Origin of the sequence: Allofranklinella schreckenbergeri, from assembly GCF_003703475.1 — a bacterium.
GTDB classification, from domain to species: Bacteria; Pseudomonadota; Gammaproteobacteria; order Burkholderiales; family Burkholderiaceae_C; genus Lampropedia; species Lampropedia schreckenbergeri.
The window spans coordinates 89196-103589 of record NZ_RDQM01000008.1 but is presented as its reverse complement, the minus strand read 5'-3'; the positions used below and the strand labels follow the sequence as shown (position 1 = coordinate 103589).

Here is a 14394-nt window from a genome sequence, read left to right as displayed (position 1 = left end):
ATGGCTTTTTTTTCAAAGGGTTGCGAGCGAAGGGGGCTGGGAGCCTGTTCTGAGGAAGCGCCTGCCGCGCCTTGGTTACGCGCTGGCCCGCTCCACGCGTACCCAGCGCCCATCTTGCAAAATTTCGCAAGGCAAAAAACGCGTTTTGTAGGCCATCTTGGTGCAACCCTCAATCCAGTAGCCCAGATACACATAGGCCAAGCCCAACTGGCGCGCCCAGTGGACGAGCCACAGGATGCTGAAAGTGCCCAGGCCTTTGATGGCGTCGTCGTAAAAGGTATAGACCGCTGACAGCCCCTGTTGCAGCACATCGACCACGCTGACCATGCGCAGTTGCGCGCCTCCCTGCTCGCTGGCAGCCCAGAACTCCACCAGTTGCGTATTGACGCGGCTGCGCAGCAAAAGCTGCTCGTAATCGCTGGCGCTGTCGCTCTCCATCCCCCCGCCGCTGTGGCGCGCTTTCAGGTAGCGCTGGTAGAGCGCGTAATGCTCGGCTTGCATTCGGGGCGCGGCGATGCGCACCGTGAGCGCCTGATGCTGCAGCCAGGTGCGCCGTTGGCTGCGGTTGGGTGCAAAAGACTGCACGGGCAGGCGCAGGGTTTGGCAGGCATTGCAGCCTTGGCAGAGGGGGCGATAGGTAAACAGGCCGCTGCGCCGAAAGCCTTTGTCCACCAACGCCGAATACACCTGGGTATCCACCACGTCCCCTGGTGTGACCAGCAGCGAGCGCGCCGTCGCCCCGGGCAGGTAACTGCATGGGTAAGGTGCGGTGACGGAAAGGGGCAGGAACGAGCGGGTGGTCATGGGCTGTATCGGCAAACGCCATCCTGGGAGTTGTTGAGATTGGGTTTGCGAAGCGGTTTTTCGAGGCAAAAGCCGCAGATGCACAGTTTTGACCAAAAACACCGCCGCAATACTGAATCTCAACGACAACTAGAGCGTGTGATGCACTTTGCGCTCCCCCTGCGGGGGGCGAAAAGTGCATCACACGCTCTAACGCTGGCTGCGTTTGCGCAGGGCGCTGGCGCAAGCGGCGAGCAAGGCGCAGGCGGCGGCGATGGCAAACGCGGTTTGCGGGCCTTGCAGAACGTGCGGCGGGGGCAGAAAGGCGAATACGCCAGCGGCCAGGGCAGAGCCGAGCGATTGCCCCGTCAGGCGCGCCGTGCCTTGCATGCCGCCCGCAGCGCCGCTGCGCTCGGGCGGGCCGCTGGTGAGGATGATGTGGTTATTGGGTGTTTGAAACAGCCCAAATCCCGCGCCGCTGAGCGCCAGCGCGGCGCCCATCCACCAGGGCGAGGCGTACAGCGGCATCCACGCCAGGGCGATCATGCCTGTGGCGAGCATCAGCATCCCCGTCGCACCCAGCAGGCTGCCGGGCCAGCGCCCGACCAGTCGCCCCGCCAGCGGCGCAATCAGGGCGATGCTGATGGGCCAAATGCTCACCAGCAGCCCAGTCCACAGCGGCGGGTGGTGCAGGATGGACATGCTCAAGAAAGGCAGGGCGATCATGGCGAGCATCTGGGCGCTGAAAGCGCTGATTGAGGCGCACATGGAGAGGGCAAACACCGGAATGCGCAGCAAATCCAGCGGCAGCAGCGGCGCGGGCAAATGCCATTGGCGGCGCACATACCAGGCCCCCAGCGTCAGTCCCAGAGCCAGTGCGGCGAGGGCCTGCCAGCCTTCGTCGGTGAGCCCGCCTTGCCCAATGCCGTGGGCCACCAGCCGATCCAGCCCCCAAAACAGCAGGGCGAACGTGGCGATGTTGAGCAGCCAATCCAGCGCGGCCAGGGGTGGGGGCGTGGCCGGCGGCGGGCGCGAGGGCAGGTGGCGCCTGCCTTGCCAGAGGGTGAGGGCGGCCAGCGGCGCGCTCAGGGCGAACAGCCAGGGCCAATCCAGCGCGGAGAGGATGAGCGCGGCCAGCGTGGGGCCGGTGACGGCGGCGATGGCCACCGTGGTGGCGTTGAGCGCAAAGCCGCGCCCCAGCAGGGCGGCAGGGTAGGTCAGGCGCACGATGGCGGGCGAAACGCCCATGATGGCCGCCCCCGCTGCGCCCACCAGCACGCGGCAGGCCACAAGCTGCCACAGGCTTTGCGCCAGCGTGCACAGCAGCGAGGCGGCGGCAAACACCGCCATGCCCCAGAGATAAACGCGGCGGTAATCGAGCCGCTCGCCCAGCGAGGCCATGGGCAGGATGAGGCCGAGCACGGCCAACTGGTAGCCGGTGACGATCCACACGGCTGCGGAGGCGGAAGTCTCGAAAGTGCGGGCGATGCGGGGCAGGGCCAGGGTGACGATGGAGCTATCGAGCACGACCAGCGTCAACCCCAGCAAGATGACGAAAACGCTGCGCCGCCGCGGGCCGGGCGGCAAGCCGTCGCCATAGTGGGCGCGGGAGGCGGGTGCAGGGCGGACAGGCGCGGTGTTCGAGGGCATGACGGGCTTTTTATTATCGACCAAAAGGAAAATAAATTGCCTTATTTTGGCTTGATGGTATTGGTATCAAATTTCCTTTGATTGGTTTTGCTGGCGTTGCGCCTTTGCCACTCATGCTGCTGGGGCGCTCAGGGTTGGGGCATTTCTCCACCGGCGGCGCTGTGGCTGTTGCCGCTGTTGGCTTCGCTGCCATTGCTGCCATCACTGCCATCGGGACGCTGGGCGGCTGGCTTGCGGCGTCTGCGGCGGCGTTTTTTGGCGGCGGGGGCATCGGTCGCGTCGTTGGCCTGCGGTGCTGCATGCGGGGCGCTGTCGTCGCTGTTGTTGCAGGTGGCGCTGGGGGCATCGGCAGCGTCGGCATCCGGCGTGGCGGTGGGTTTGCGCGTGCGGCGTGAGGATTTGCTTTTGCCGCCGCCGCCCGCTTGCTGGCTATGCAGGCGGGCTTGCTCCAGCAGATCGGCGCGGGCGTCGTCATCGGCCAGGCTGAGCGCTTCCCACCATTGCACCAGCGCTTGCAGCGGCTCGCCAGTGCGCGCGCGCAGGCGCAAAAAGTCCAACCCGGCGCGAAAGCGCGGCTGCTCAATGAGGTTGAGCGGGGCTTTGCCCGTGCGGCGCTCAAAGCGCGGCTGCATCATCCAGATTTCCCGCATTTCCGCCCCCAGCTTGCCGCGGCCGGAGACTTCGCCAACGCGGCGCTCGAAGACGTCGCTGATGGCGTCAGACAGCGCGGGCGTGGGGTGCTCGCCCTGGGCCAGGGCGCGCTCCCATTGGGTTTGCACATCGTCCCACAGCAGGCAGGCGAGCAAGAAGCTGGGTACTACGGGCTTGCCTTCGGCCACGCGGCGGTCGGTGTCTTGCAAGGCCAGGCGCACCAGCGGCCAGTCGGCGCGGGCCACGGCCAGATCGAGCAGGGGATAGACGCCACGGCCCAGCCCCAGCGCGCGCAACTGCGCTACCGAGGCCAGGGCATGGCCGGTTTGCAGCAGCTTGAGCATTTCGTCGAACATGCGGCTGGGGGGGATGTCTTCGAGCAGCGGCAGCAGCAGGGCGATGGGGCGGGCGGTGGCGCTGTCGAGGGTGAAGCCCAGCGCGTCGAGCTTGGCGGCAAAGCGGATGGCGCGCAGCATGCGCACGGGGTCTTCGCGGTAGCGTGTCTCGGCGTTGCCGATCATGCGGATGGTGCGCTGGCGGGCGTCGTCAATGCCGCCGTGGTAATCGACCACGGTTTGCGAGCGCGGGTCGTAGTACATGGCGTTGATGCTGAAGTCGCGCCGGGCGGCATCTTCTTGCTGGCTGCCCCAGACGTTGTCGCGCAGCACGCGCCCGCTGCTGTCCACGGCGTGGCGCACGCCCGCCAGGGCCTGGCGGCTGGTTTTTTCGTTGCCATGCACGCGCTCGGCGCTGGCGTTGTCGGTAAAGCCGCGAAAGGTGGTGACTTCGATGACTTCGTGCTCGCGCCCGCGCCCAAAGACCACGTGCACGATGCGAAAGCGCCGCCCGATGATGAAGGCGCGCCTGAACAGGCTTTTGACCTGCTCGGGCGTGGCGTTGGTGGCGACGTCGAAATCCTTGGGGCGCAGGCCCAGCAACAGGTCGCGCACCGCGCCGCCGACGATGTAGGCCTCATAGCCTGCATCTTGCAGGGTGTGCACGACTTCCTGTGCGCGCCGATCCACCAGTGTGGGATCGATCCCGTGGGCGCGTGCGGGCACTTCGTTGCGTTGGCCCAGGGGGTGGCCCGCAGCCGAGGCTTTGGCCGCAGCAGGGCTGCGCCTAGCGCGCGGGGCGGCAGTGGCGGCGCCTGTGCGGCGTTTGCCCAGCAGCTTGTCGATGAATTGCTTGATCATGTCTTGGTGAATAAATCCAGAATGCGCCAGCCGCGCGCCAGGGCGTGCTGGCGCAGGCGCTCGTCGGGATTGGTGGCGATCGGGGTGTCCACTTTCTCCAGCAGCGGCAAGTCGTTGCTGGAGTCGCTGTAGAAGGTGGTGTGCACATCGCCCCAATCCCAGCCGCGCTCGGCCAGCCATTGCGCCACGCGTGTGACTTTGCCCGCGCGCGAGGTGGGCACGCCTGCGATGCGCCCGTCGTACCAGCCGCTGGCATCGCGCTCCAGCTCCACGGCCAGCAGCTCGGGCACGTTCAGGGCCTGGGCGATGGGCTCGGTGACGAAGCGGTTGGTGGCAGTGACGATCAGCAGCGTATCGCCCGCTGCGCGGTGCTGCTCCAGCAGTTGCAGCGCGGGCGGCAGCAAGGCCGGCGCGATGACTTCGGCCATGAACTGGTGATGGGCCTGGGCGGCGGCTTCAGGGCCGATGCGGCGAATGGCCTCGGTGGCAAAGCGCACGTATTCCGCCAAATCCAGCGTGCCATCTTTGTACTGCTGGAAAAACTCCGCATTGCGCCGGGCAAAGTCGGGGCCATCAACCAGCCCCTGGCGGGCGGTGAACTGGCCCCATTCGTAGTCGGAATCGATGGGCAGCAGGGTGTGGTCCAGATCGAATAGCGCCAGGCGGGGCTTGGCACAGGGGAGGGATGCGGTGGATTCGGTCATGCCAGAAAGGGGCGGGACGGCCCAAGCATTGGGGCGATGCAAGTCGCCCGGCGCCCGGCGTGCATTGCGTGGCTTCGTGCATGGGAGGCCGCGTTAGGAGAGGGGGAAAACCTGCGCGCGGCGCCATGGCGCGCCCGGGCAAAGCGGGGCATTTTCTCACGGATGGGCGAGGCCCTGAAGGGGGCTGGCCGGTTTGCGATAATCGCGGCCTTTTTCCCTTATAGGGCCAGCCATGCTTTCTCGCCTGCGAGCCGATATCCGATGCATTCTTGAGCGCGACCCTGCCGCGCGCAACGCTTGGGAGGTGTTGACCTGTTACCCAGGCTTGCACGCGATTTGGATGCATCGCCTCGCTCATTGGTTTTGGCTGCGTGGCCTCAAATGGCTGGGGCGCTTCACCTCACACCTGAGCCGCATGGTGACGGGCATTGAAATCCACCCGGGCGCGCAATTGGGGCAAGGGGTGTTTATCGACCACGGCATGGGGGTGGTCATTGGCGAGACGGCTGAAGTGGGCGACGGCGTCACCATCTACCAAGGCGTGACGCTGGGCGGCACCTCTTTGCACAAAGGCAGCAAGCGCCACCCGACCATTGGCGCGGGCGCCATCATCGGCGCCAATGCGCAAGTGCTGGGCGGTTTTGAGGTGGGCGAAGGCGCCAAGATTGGCAGCAACGCCGTAGTTACCAAGCCGGTGCCTGCCGGTGCCACCGCAGTGGGCAATCCAGCGCGCATCATCCACGCAGAAAGCGATCAGCGCCGGGAGGAGGCATCCGCCCGCATGGGCTTTAGCGCTTACGGCGTCACGCAAAGCGATGATCCCGTTTCGCAGGCGCTCAAAGGCTTGATCGATACGGCTGCACAGTCGGAGGAGCAAATCCAGCGCTTGTGGCAAGCGCTGGAGCAACTGCGCCAAAACCAGCCGACAGCGCCCAGCGCCGCCTCGCGCCAGGACGCGCCCCAAGGCGGGCATGAAGGGCCAGGCCAAGGGGCCAGCGAACTGCAAAAGCTGCGCGAAATGATGGATGAATAAGCGCGGCCAGCAGCCTGGCTGCGGGCCATCCCGATCCGCGCTTTTGGGGCTTGTGGCGCTACCGTAAAAAGCCCTGCAAGCCTTGTGAAAAAGGGGGGCTGGCGCAAATCCAGGCGTATGGCAAGCCCCCCGATGAATGCCACTTGGTTTCGTCTGTCAAGCCGTTTCACCACTTGATATTTACAGGGGCTTGGGTGCAGAATACGCCGCTTTTCGCAACCACTGTTTCTTTTTCTCCCCCTCTCAATACTGCTATGTCTACTATCGTGGTTCGACCCGCGACGCTGCGCGACGCTAAAGCCATTGCCCAAATCCATACTGCCGCCATGCAGGCCGCTTATAAAGGCGTGGTTCCAGACGAACACCTCAAATCGGTCACTGTTGAAAAACGTGTCGCTTATTGGCGCGAAGCCATTGAATATTGCGAGCCGCAAGTGAAAGTCGCGGTGGAAAACGACAAAATCGTCGGCTTTGTCGGTTTTGACCGCTCGCGCGATGAAAAAACGCGCCCGACGACGGGTGAAATCTGGGCCATTTATATCGCTCCCAACCACTGGAATAAAGGCGTGGGCGCTGCATTATGGGACGCCGCGCGCGAGGGCTTGCACGAAGAAGGTTGCACCAATGTCACCGCCTGGGTGCCCCTGCACAACGAACGCGCCCTGAAATTCCATGAAACCGCAGGTTTCGAGCGTGAAGTCAGCAGTGCCAAGATCGCCAGCATTGGTGGCACGAAGCTGGAGGAAATCCGCTTCAAGCGCTCGCTGACCACGGGCCGCTGAGGCCAAGGCGACAGGCGCACAGGCCATGATGGATGCCGCGCCCTACGCGGGCGACATCACCCCAGAGACGGCTTGGCAGTGGGCGATGGCGGGCCAGGCCGTCATCATTGACGTGCGCACCCATGCTGAGTTGGTGTGGGTTGGTCAGGTGCCTGGCGCGCGCTCAGTGCCTTGGAGCCAGTGGCCTGACATGGCATTTAACGCCGATTTTGATGCGCAATTGCGCGCTGCGGCACCGCCAGACAAGAAAATCCTGATGTTATGCCGCAGTGGCGGTCGCTCGGTGGCGGCCGCTGCGCGTGCAGCGGCATTGGGATTCGAGGCTTTTAATATTCTGGAAGGTTTTGAAGGCAGTTTGGATAGAAATGGCCATCGCGGCACGCAAAATGGCTGGCGTTACCGGGGCTTGCCTTGGATTCAGTTTTGAATAGGGCCAGTTGTGCACGGCGCTTCGCTTATGGCGATTTGAGCTGATTCAAAACAGAAAAATCAAAAAACCCAGGCTTGTGTTTGGCCTGGGTTTTCTTTTTGCGCCTTATTTTCGGAATGGGGTTTTTGCGGCATTTTCCTTTTGCGCAGGGAAGGCAGCTTGAAAATCGGCCTGCGCCTTTGGCGCGCGATTTTCCCCATCGGGTCCCTCAAGCATGCTTGGCCTGCATTCAGGCCGGGGAGGGCTCAGTAGGGTGGCATCTTCCCAAATGCATAATTTGCAATTCAAAGAAAATTGGACTTATTTCCTGTGTTGCCGAAATAGGTGTATTTCTTTGCTTTTGATTTGTAAATTGATGGCCTGAGATGGGCTGGTTTCAGGCCCGGCCCGCTTTGTTGCTGGTTTCGTGCTCCAGCTTTAGCCCTTTGGGCAGGGGGAAATGCATGGTTTCCACAATGCCATCCATTTTGCGCACGGAGACAGCCCCGAGCGAGCGCAGGCGCTCGATCACGGCTTTGACCAGCACTTCCGGCGCGGATGCGCCTGCGGTCAGGCCCACGGTTTGGCGTTGCTCGAACCATTGCGCCTGCAGCTCGTCGGCGTTGTCCACCATGTAGGCGGGTGTGCCCAGGCGTTCGGCCAGGTCGCGCAGGCGGTTGCTGTTGGAGCTGGTGGGGCTACCCACGACGATGACGATGTCCACCTGCTGGCTGAGCTGGCGCACGGCGTCTTGCCGGTTTTGCGTGGCGTAGCAGATGTCTTGCTGTTTGGGCTCGCGGATGTGGGGAAAGCGCGCTTTGACGGCGGCGGTGATTTCCGCAGCGTCGTCCACCGAGAGGGTGGTTTGCGTGACCACGGCCAGGCGTTCGGTTTGCGCGGGCTGGACGGTGGCGACGTCTTCGACGGTTTGCACCAGGTGGATGCCTTCCGAGAGCTGGCCCATGGTGCCTTCCACTTCCGGGTGGCCGGCGTGGCCGATCATGAGAAATTCGTAGCCTTCGCGCGCGAGTTTGGCGACTTCGACGTGGACTTTGGTTACCAGCGGGCAGGTGGCGTCGAAAATCTGAAAGCCGCGCGCCTTGGCCTCGTTTTGCACGGCCTTGCTCACCCCGTGGGCGCTGAAGATGAGGGTGGCGCCTGCGGGGACTTCGGCCAGGTCTTCAATGAAGATGGCGCCTTTGGCCTTGAGGGTTTCGACGACGTAGGTGTTGTGCACGATTTCATGGCGCACGTAGATGGGCGCGCCGAATTTGAGCAAGGCGCGCTCGACGATGTCGATGGCGCGATCCACGCCTGCGCAAAAGCCGCGCGGCTCGGCCAGCACGATGTCGCGGGCGCTCATCTCACAGCACCCCGATGATGAGGACTTCAAAGCTCACGGGCTGGCCGGCCAGCGGGTGGCTGAAGTCGAACAGCACAGCGCCATCCTCGCGCACTTGCATGACGGTGCCTGCATAGCTGCCATCGCCGCTGGGGGTGAGAAATTCCACCACTTCGCCGGGGGTGTATTCGTCTTCAGGGTCGCCCTGTTCATCCAGCAGCTTGCGCGCAACCCATTGCTGCATTTGGGGATTTTTCTCGCCAAAGGCTTCGCCCGGCGCAAGGGAGAAGCAGGCGCGCTGGCCTTCTTGCATGCCCATGAGGCGCTGCTCCAGCGCGGGCGAGAGAGCGCCGGTGCCCAGCGTGAGGGTAGAGGGTTGGCCGCCTTCAAAAGTGTTGACGATGTCGCCCTGCGGACCGGCCAGGCGGTAGTGCAGTGTGAGGAAAGCGCCAGGGTGGACGGCTGCAGGGGCGGTGGCGTCGGAAGGGGCAGGGGCGTTCATAGGGTGCAGGTTCTGTGTATATAGGCATTGATAAACTGGGCGCGGATTGTACGTTTGCCCCTTTTTTTCTGCATTGCCCTATTGCCTATGCCCGTCAAGGATTTACCGCCCGAAGCGCGCCCGCGCGAGAAGTTGCTTGCGCGCGGTGCGGCGGCGCTCTCGGATACGGAGCTGCTGGCCATTATTTTGCGCACGGGGATTGCCGGGCGCAGCGTGCTGGCGCTGGCGGAGGATTTGTTGCGCTTGCCTGCGCGCAACGGCGCGCCCGCCGATACATCCCCTCCATCACGTGCGGCAGGTGCAGCGGAGGGCGGCGGCTTTGGCGGCTTGAATGGCTTGCTGCATGCGCGCCATGAAGACCTGGCCCGCATCAAGGGGCTGGGGCCAGCCAAGCGCGCCGAGCTGCTGGCCATCATGGAGTTGGCGCGCCGTGCCCTGGCGCAGCAGTTGCAGGCAGGCGATGCGCTGGCTTCGCCCGCCGCGGCCAGAAGCTATTTGCAGGCCCAGTTGGCGCATCGGCCGCATGAGGTGTTTGCGGTGGTGTTTCTGGATGCCCAGATGCGCATGATTGCGTTTGAGGAGCTGTTTCGCGGCACGCTCACGCACACCCAGGTCTATCCGCGCGAAATCGCCCTGCGCGCGCTGCATTGGCATGCCGAAAGCGTCATCCTGGCGCACAACCACCCCAGCGGCTCGGTGCAGCCATCGCCTGCCGATGTGAGCCTGACGCGGCACATCCGCGATGCCCTGGCGCTGTTGGGCATCCAGGTGCGCGATCACATCATCGTGGCGCAGGGGCAAAGCTGCTCGCTGGCCGATTCGGGGGTGTTATGAGCGGCGGTTCCGATCGCAAACCTGCGCGCCAGGCGCCCGCAGCGCCGGAGAAGGGGCAAGCGCTGCGCCTGCATGCTTTATCGGATTTGCGGCAGGTGTCCGCCCTGCTCAAGCTCCAGCAGCAAATGCGCCAACGCCAGGCCGAGCTGGAAAAGGCCCGCCGGGCGGAGGAAGAACGCCAGCGCAACCTGTTTCGCCACACGGTTGGCCCCGTGCATGCACTCAAAGCCCCGCCGCGCGTGCGCCTGGCGCCTGAACCTGCGCCGCCGCTGCCCTTGCAATTGCAGCTCGATGAGCAGCGCGCGCTGCTCGAATCCATCAGCGACGATTTCGATGTCAGCTCCCTGCTCGACACCGATGAGGCCCTGAGCTACCGCCAAAGCGGCGTCGCGCCCGAGGTGGCGCGCAAGCTGCGTCTGGGGCACTGGAGCATCCAGGCCTCGCTGGACTTGCATGGCCTGCGCCTGGACGAAGCGCGCGAAGCGCTGGGGCAATTCATCCGCGCACAGCGCCGCCGTGGCGTGCGTTGCGTGCGCATCATCCACGGTAAAGGCCACGGCTCGCCCGGGCGTGTGCCCGTGCTCAAAACGCGCGTGCAGCGCTGGTTGGTGCAGAAAAAAGAAGTGCTGGCTTTCGTGCAGGCGCGCGCTTGCGAGGGTGGGGCAGGCGCTGTCATCGTGCTGCTGGATCGGGCGCCCTGAGAGCCGCCCTATAAGCAAACATGCGTTTGCGCAGTCCGCCAGGCCAATGCCCCTGGATTTTTTAAGGGCGCTCAAGCAAAGCGGCGTAGCAAGGCCACACCCCTAAAATGCGCCCCCCGCGCGAAGGCGGCAAAACCGCCGAGCGCTGTTTTTTCCTGCAATGACACCAATTCACCGCATCCCATGACGGGCAAAACTCGCCTCCACGATTTGATTCAAGCCTTTGCTTATCCGCTGGACAAGGAATCCAAAGCCAAACCCCTCTCGCCTCAGCATTGGGCGATGCTGGATGGGTATTTGACGCGGATGGAGTTGAAGCAAGGGCAGACGCTGTTCCAGCGCGACCGCGATGAGCGCAGCCTGTATCTGCTGGAAAGTGGCCGTGTGACGGTGCATTACGAAAACGACAAAGGCACCTTGCGCATGGGCTTTGTCTCGCCAGGCAGCGTGTTTGGCGAAGCCAGCTTTCTGGGCAATATGCCGCGCCAGGCGGGCGCCACCGTGGCCGAGTCTGGCGTGGCGTGGGCGCTTGGCCGCATCAAGTTCATGGAGCTGTACCGCCGTGAGCCGGATTTGGGCATGGCGGTGGTGCAAATGGCCGCCTCCATCCTGGCGCGGCGCAGCCGCGACGCCCGCCGCCGCCGCGTGATTGCCTAGATTTTTCAGATCAAAGGAAATAAAAAATAACCCATGGCGCTTCTATGTTGCCATGGGATATTTTTCATTTTTCTTTGATTTGGAATCAAGGGGCTTGCAACAGCCTTTGCACCTGCTCTTGCAGCATGCTCGGCGTTGTGGCGGGGCCATCCAGGGCGGGGCCGATGTGCAGGCCCACGCGGTTGAACAGGCCGCGGCGCAGGGGGCGCACCATGGCGACGTTTTCGCCGTTACGCACTTCAATGCGCGAGAAGAATGATCCCCAGAGATTGGTCAGCGCCATGGGCACGATGGGCACGTCCAGCCCTTGGGCGCGGGCGTCGGCGACGATTTTCTGGATGCCGCGGCGAAAGCGCTGCAATTGCCCGTCGCGTGTGATCGCGCCTTCGGGGAATATGCCCAGCAAATCGCCGTTGCGCAGCACCTGCGTGGCCTGGGCAAAGGCGGCCTCGAAGGCTTGCGGGTCGTCCTTTTGCGGCGCGATGGGGATGGCGCGCGCCATGCGGAAAACGTAGCCCAGTACGGGGATTTTGAAGATGCGTGCGTCCATGAGGAAGTAAATCGGGCGCGGGCTGGCGGCCATGAGCAAGATGGCATCGACAAAGCTGACGTGGTTGCACGCCAGCACGGCCGGGCCTTGGGCGGGGATGTGCTCGCGCCCGCGCACGCGGAAGCGGTACACCAGGTGGGTGAGCACCCAGGCGATAAAGCGCAGCAGGTATTCGGGCACGAGCAAGAAGATGTAGCCCGCCACCACGGCGTTGGCGATGGCCAGAGTGAGAAAGATGTCCGCAATCTCCAGCCCCAGGTGCAGCAGGGCGGCGGTGATGAGGGCGCTGGCGATGATGAAAAGGGCGTTGAGGATGTTGTTGGCTGCGATGATGCGTGCGCGGTGCGTGGGCTGCGAGCGCGCCTGGATCAGCGCGTACATGGGCACGCTGTAAAGCCCGGTGAACAGGCATAGCAGGAACAAGTCCGCCATCACGCGCCAGTTCGCGCCGAGAGCGAGAAACTGCGGCACGCTCAGCGGCGCAGCGGGCGCGGGCAGGCTGCGCGTGGCCAGATACAAATCGGCCAGAAAAACGCTCATGCCGATGGCGCCCACGGGCACCAGGCCGATTTCGATCTGCTTGCGCGAGAGCGCCTCGCACAGCAGCGAGCCGGTGCCAATGCCAGCGGCAAACACCGCCAGCAGCAGCGGCGCGACGTTGGGGCTGCCGTGCAGCACATCCTTGGCAATCACGGGGAATTGGCTCATCAGCACGGAGCCGATAAACCACATCCAGCTCGCGCCCAGTACGGAGCGAAACACCACCGTGTTGCCGTGTGCGAGTTTGAGGTTGCTCCACACCTCGCTGATGGGGTTCCAGTTGATACGCAAGCCGGGGTCGGTGGCGGGCGCGGCGGGGATGGCGCGGCTGACCCAGTACCCCAGCAGCGCCAGGGCCAGGCAGGCGGCGGCCACGCTCACATGCCCCAGCCAGTAGGCATGGAGGACATCGCCCCCGGCGCTGCCCGCGCCTGCGGCACCCGATACGCCTGCCGCGCTGGGCGCATCGCCGGTGAGGCCGATTAGCACGCCGCCCGCCAGGCTGCCCAGCACGATGGCGACGAACGTGCCCATCTCCACCATGCCGTTGCCGCCGGTCAGCTCCGAGGGGTGCAATTGCTGGGGCAGGTAGGCGTATTTGACGGGGCCGAAAAAGGTCGATTGCAGCCCCATGCCAAACACGCAGCCCAGCAGCAGCGCGGGCGAGCCTAGCCAAAAGCCCACGGCGGCGATCAGCATCAGGCCCACCTCCCATTGCTTCAGATAGCCGATGAGGCGGTGGTGCGGGTATTTGTCCGCCAATTGCCCGGCTGTGGCGGAAAACAGCAAAAACGGCAGGATGAACACGGCGCCGATGACCAGCCCGGCCATTTCATGCGGTAGCCAGTCCAGGTGCATCTGGTAGGTCACCATCACCGTGAGGGCGAACTTGAACAGATTGTCGTTGGCTGCGCCGGTGAACTGCGTCCAGAAAAACGGGGCAAAGCGCGGCTGGGCCAGCAGCTTGAACTGGCTGACTTGTTCGGCTTTCAAAGGGGCGGCGGAATGGGGCATGGCAAAGCCTGGCGTGCAGGGGGGTGTGAAGGGGTGGTCAGGGTGGGGCGAAAGTATCGTGGCAGAGCTTGCCGAGCGGCGGCGGCAGAACGGTCGGCTTCTGAAACAACACAAGCCGCAAGGCAGCCGCCAGTGTTTCAGCTTTGGTCGTCAAAGTGGCGTTATTTGTATCAAAATCCAGGCTGAATCGACTTTCGGGATCGTATTGCGATACCTTTTTGCATTTTCCCCTTTTGCCTTCTCCTTTCCCATGAGCACCACCCAAGACCTCATCGCCGTCATCAAAAAAGAACTCAAAGCCAACCGCATGACTTACGCCGATTTGGCGCAGGAGCTGGGTATGGCCGAATCCAGCGTCAAACGCATGCTGGCCAAGGGGGATATGGCGCTGTCGCGCATTGATGCCATTTGCCGCGCGCTGGGGGTGGAGTTTGTCGAGCTGGCGCGCCGTGTGGCCGACCAGCAGCCCATGCTGGCGCAGCTCAGCGTGGAGCAGGAACGGGCGGTGATTGCCGACAAAAAGCTGCTGCTGGTGGCGGTCAACGCCATGAGTTTGTGGACGGTGGAGCAAATGGTCAGCGTCTATCGCCTCACCGAAGCCGAATGCGTGAAATACCTCGCCCAGCTCGACCGCCTGGGCATTCTGGAATTGCGCCCGCTCAACCGCTATCGCCTCAAGCTCGCCAAGACTTTCAAATGGCGGCCCAACGGCCCGGTGATGCAGTTCTTCCGCGAGCATGTGGCGATGGATTACCTCGGCGGCGCGTTTGCGCACGACGATGAGGGCCTGTACCTGGTGCACGGCAGCATCAGCCGCGCGGCCGCGCCGGGCATGCTCGAGCGCATGCAAAAGCTGGGGCAGGACTTTTCCCAGCAGCATTTGAGCGATCAGAAGGTGCCTGCCAGCGAGCGCGAGGGTTACACCATGATTTTGGCGTTGCGCCGCTGGGAGTATGCGGCCTTCAGCAATTTGAGGCGATAATTTTACAATTCAAAAAGAAACAAAATCATGCTGTTTTGGCATGATGGCATTGATGTTTGTTTTC

The 14394-nt window shown here is 63.7% G+C and carries 14 protein-coding genes; 7 read left to right on the top strand and 7 right to left on the bottom strand.

Annotated elements, in window-relative coordinates:
* Positions 1-75: 75 nt before the first annotated feature.
* The 4 genes from EBQ26_RS07645 to EBQ26_RS07630 form a co-directional block, all read right to left on the bottom strand.
* Entirely contained in the window at positions 76-804 is a 729-nt protein-coding gene (locus EBQ26_RS07645) for an arginyltransferase (protein ID WP_122238421.1), read from the bottom strand.
* A 189-nt stretch (positions 805-993) separates the two neighbouring features.
* Positions 994-2433, bottom strand: coding sequence for an MFS transporter (locus EBQ26_RS07640; RefSeq protein WP_122238420.1), 1440 nt, complete (start codon positions 2431-2433; stop codon positions 994-996).
* Between the two features lie 128 nt (positions 2434-2561).
* Positions 2562-4280, bottom strand: a complete 1719-nt coding sequence (pcnB, locus tag EBQ26_RS07635) for a polynucleotide adenylyltransferase PcnB (RefSeq protein WP_122238419.1) — start codon at positions 4278-4280, stop codon at positions 2562-2564.
* Positions 4277-4984 (bottom strand): histidinol-phosphatase, encoded by a 708-nt coding sequence (locus EBQ26_RS07630; protein WP_122238418.1) that lies wholly within the window; start codon positions 4982-4984, stop codon positions 4277-4279. The genes pcnB and EBQ26_RS07630 overlap by 4 nt, the downstream gene beginning before the upstream one ends.
* A gap of 232 nt (positions 4985-5216) precedes the next feature.
* Between EBQ26_RS07630 and cysE the strand changes: the two genes are divergently transcribed.
* The 3 genes from cysE (at position 5217) to EBQ26_RS07615 (ending at position 7226) form a co-directional block, all read left to right on the top strand.
* Positions 5217-6017 carry a serine O-acetyltransferase gene (gene cysE, locus EBQ26_RS07625; protein WP_122238417.1) on the top strand — a complete coding sequence of 267 codons (801 nt, stop codon included), beginning with the start codon at positions 5217-5219 and terminating at the stop codon, positions 6015-6017.
* Positions 6018-6271: 254 nt separating this feature from the next.
* Positions 6272-6799, top strand: coding sequence for a GNAT family N-acetyltransferase (locus tag EBQ26_RS07620; RefSeq protein WP_122238416.1), 528 nt, complete (start codon positions 6272-6274; stop codon positions 6797-6799).
* A 25-nt stretch (positions 6800-6824) separates the two neighbouring features.
* Positions 6825-7226, top strand: coding sequence for a rhodanese-like domain-containing protein (locus EBQ26_RS07615; RefSeq protein ID WP_122238415.1), 402 nt, complete (start codon positions 6825-6827; stop codon positions 7224-7226).
* Positions 7227-7605: 379 nt separating this feature from the next.
* Here the strand turns inward: EBQ26_RS07615 and ispH are convergent, their stop codons facing one another.
* Together ispH and EBQ26_RS07605 are read right to left on the bottom strand one after the other, a co-directional pair.
* Positions 7606-8571 carry a 4-hydroxy-3-methylbut-2-enyl diphosphate reductase gene (ispH, locus tag EBQ26_RS07610; RefSeq protein WP_122238414.1) on the bottom strand — a complete coding sequence of 322 codons (966 nt, stop codon included), beginning with the start codon at positions 8569-8571 and terminating at the stop codon, positions 7606-7608.
* Position 8572: 1 nt separating this feature from the next.
* Complete coding sequence (locus EBQ26_RS07605; RefSeq protein WP_122238413.1) at positions 8573-9052, bottom strand: FKBP-type peptidyl-prolyl cis-trans isomerase; 480 nt, start codon at positions 9050-9052, stop codon at positions 8573-8575.
* A gap of 87 nt (positions 9053-9139) precedes the next feature.
* Here EBQ26_RS07605 and radC point away from each other — a divergent pair, with 87 nt between their 5' ends.
* From radC to EBQ26_RS07590, 3 genes are all read left to right on the top strand, one after another.
* Positions 9140-9886 carry a RadC family protein gene (gene radC, locus EBQ26_RS07600; protein WP_122238412.1) on the top strand — a complete coding sequence of 249 codons (747 nt, stop codon included), beginning with the start codon at positions 9140-9142 and terminating at the stop codon, positions 9884-9886.
* Positions 9883-10587 carry a Smr/MutS family protein gene (locus EBQ26_RS07595; RefSeq protein ID WP_390614180.1) on the top strand — a complete coding sequence of 235 codons (705 nt, stop codon included), beginning with the start codon at positions 9883-9885 and terminating at the stop codon, positions 10585-10587. The genes radC and EBQ26_RS07595 overlap by 4 nt, the downstream gene beginning before the upstream one ends.
* 183 nt (positions 10588-10770) lie before the next feature.
* Positions 10771-11244, top strand: a complete 474-nt coding sequence (locus tag EBQ26_RS07590; protein ID WP_122238411.1) for a Crp/Fnr family transcriptional regulator — start codon at positions 10771-10773, stop codon at positions 11242-11244.
* 85 nt (positions 11245-11329) lie between these two features.
* Here EBQ26_RS07590 and EBQ26_RS07585 read toward each other — a convergent pair whose 3' ends face one another.
* A complete protein-coding gene (locus EBQ26_RS07585; protein WP_122238410.1) occupies positions 11330-13348 on the bottom strand; it encodes an MFS transporter in 2019 nt (672 codons plus the stop codon).
* A gap of 250 nt (positions 13349-13598) precedes the next feature.
* Here EBQ26_RS07585 and EBQ26_RS07580 point away from each other — a divergent pair, with 250 nt between their 5' ends.
* Positions 13599-14330: a helix-turn-helix domain-containing protein gene (locus EBQ26_RS07580; RefSeq protein ID WP_122238409.1), complete on the top strand. Its 732-nt coding sequence runs from the start codon at positions 13599-13601 to the stop codon at positions 14328-14330.
* Positions 14331-14394 lie beyond the last annotated feature (64 nt).

Coding starts and splice junctions, on each gene's coding strand:
- EBQ26_RS07645 (WP_122238421.1), bottom strand. CDS start 804: ATGACCACCCGCTCGTTCCTGCCCCTTTCCGTCACCGCACCTTACCCA.
- EBQ26_RS07640 (WP_122238420.1), bottom strand. CDS start 2,433: ATGCCCTCGAACACCGCGCCTGTCCGCCCTGCACCCGCCTCCCGCGCC.
- pcnB (WP_122238419.1), bottom strand. CDS start 4,280: ATGATCAAGCAATTCATCGACAAGCTGCTGGGCAAACGCCGCACAGGC.
- EBQ26_RS07630 (WP_122238418.1), bottom strand. CDS start 4,984: ATGACCGAATCCACCGCATCCCTCCCCTGTGCCAAGCCCCGCCTGGCG.
- cysE (WP_122238417.1), top strand. CDS start 5,217: ATGCTTTCTCGCCTGCGAGCCGATATCCGATGCATTCTTGAGCGCGAC.
- EBQ26_RS07620 (WP_122238416.1), top strand. CDS start 6,272: ATGTCTACTATCGTGGTTCGACCCGCGACGCTGCGCGACGCTAAAGCC.
- EBQ26_RS07615 (WP_122238415.1), top strand. CDS start 6,825: ATGATGGATGCCGCGCCCTACGCGGGCGACATCACCCCAGAGACGGCT.
- ispH (WP_122238414.1), bottom strand. CDS start 8,571: ATGAGCGCCCGCGACATCGTGCTGGCCGAGCCGCGCGGCTTTTGCGCA.
- EBQ26_RS07605 (WP_122238413.1), bottom strand. CDS start 9,052: ATGAACGCCCCTGCCCCTTCCGACGCCACCGCCCCTGCAGCCGTCCAC.
- radC (WP_122238412.1), top strand. CDS start 9,140: ATGCCCGTCAAGGATTTACCGCCCGAAGCGCGCCCGCGCGAGAAGTTG.
- EBQ26_RS07595 (WP_390614180.1), top strand. CDS start 9,883: ATGAGCGGCGGTTCCGATCGCAAACCTGCGCGCCAGGCGCCCGCAGCG.
- EBQ26_RS07590 (WP_122238411.1), top strand. CDS start 10,771: ATGACGGGCAAAACTCGCCTCCACGATTTGATTCAAGCCTTTGCTTAT.
- EBQ26_RS07585 (WP_122238410.1), bottom strand. CDS start 13,348: ATGCCCCATTCCGCCGCCCCTTTGAAAGCCGAACAAGTCAGCCAGTTC.
- EBQ26_RS07580 (WP_122238409.1), top strand. CDS start 13,599: ATGAGCACCACCCAAGACCTCATCGCCGTCATCAAAAAAGAACTCAAA.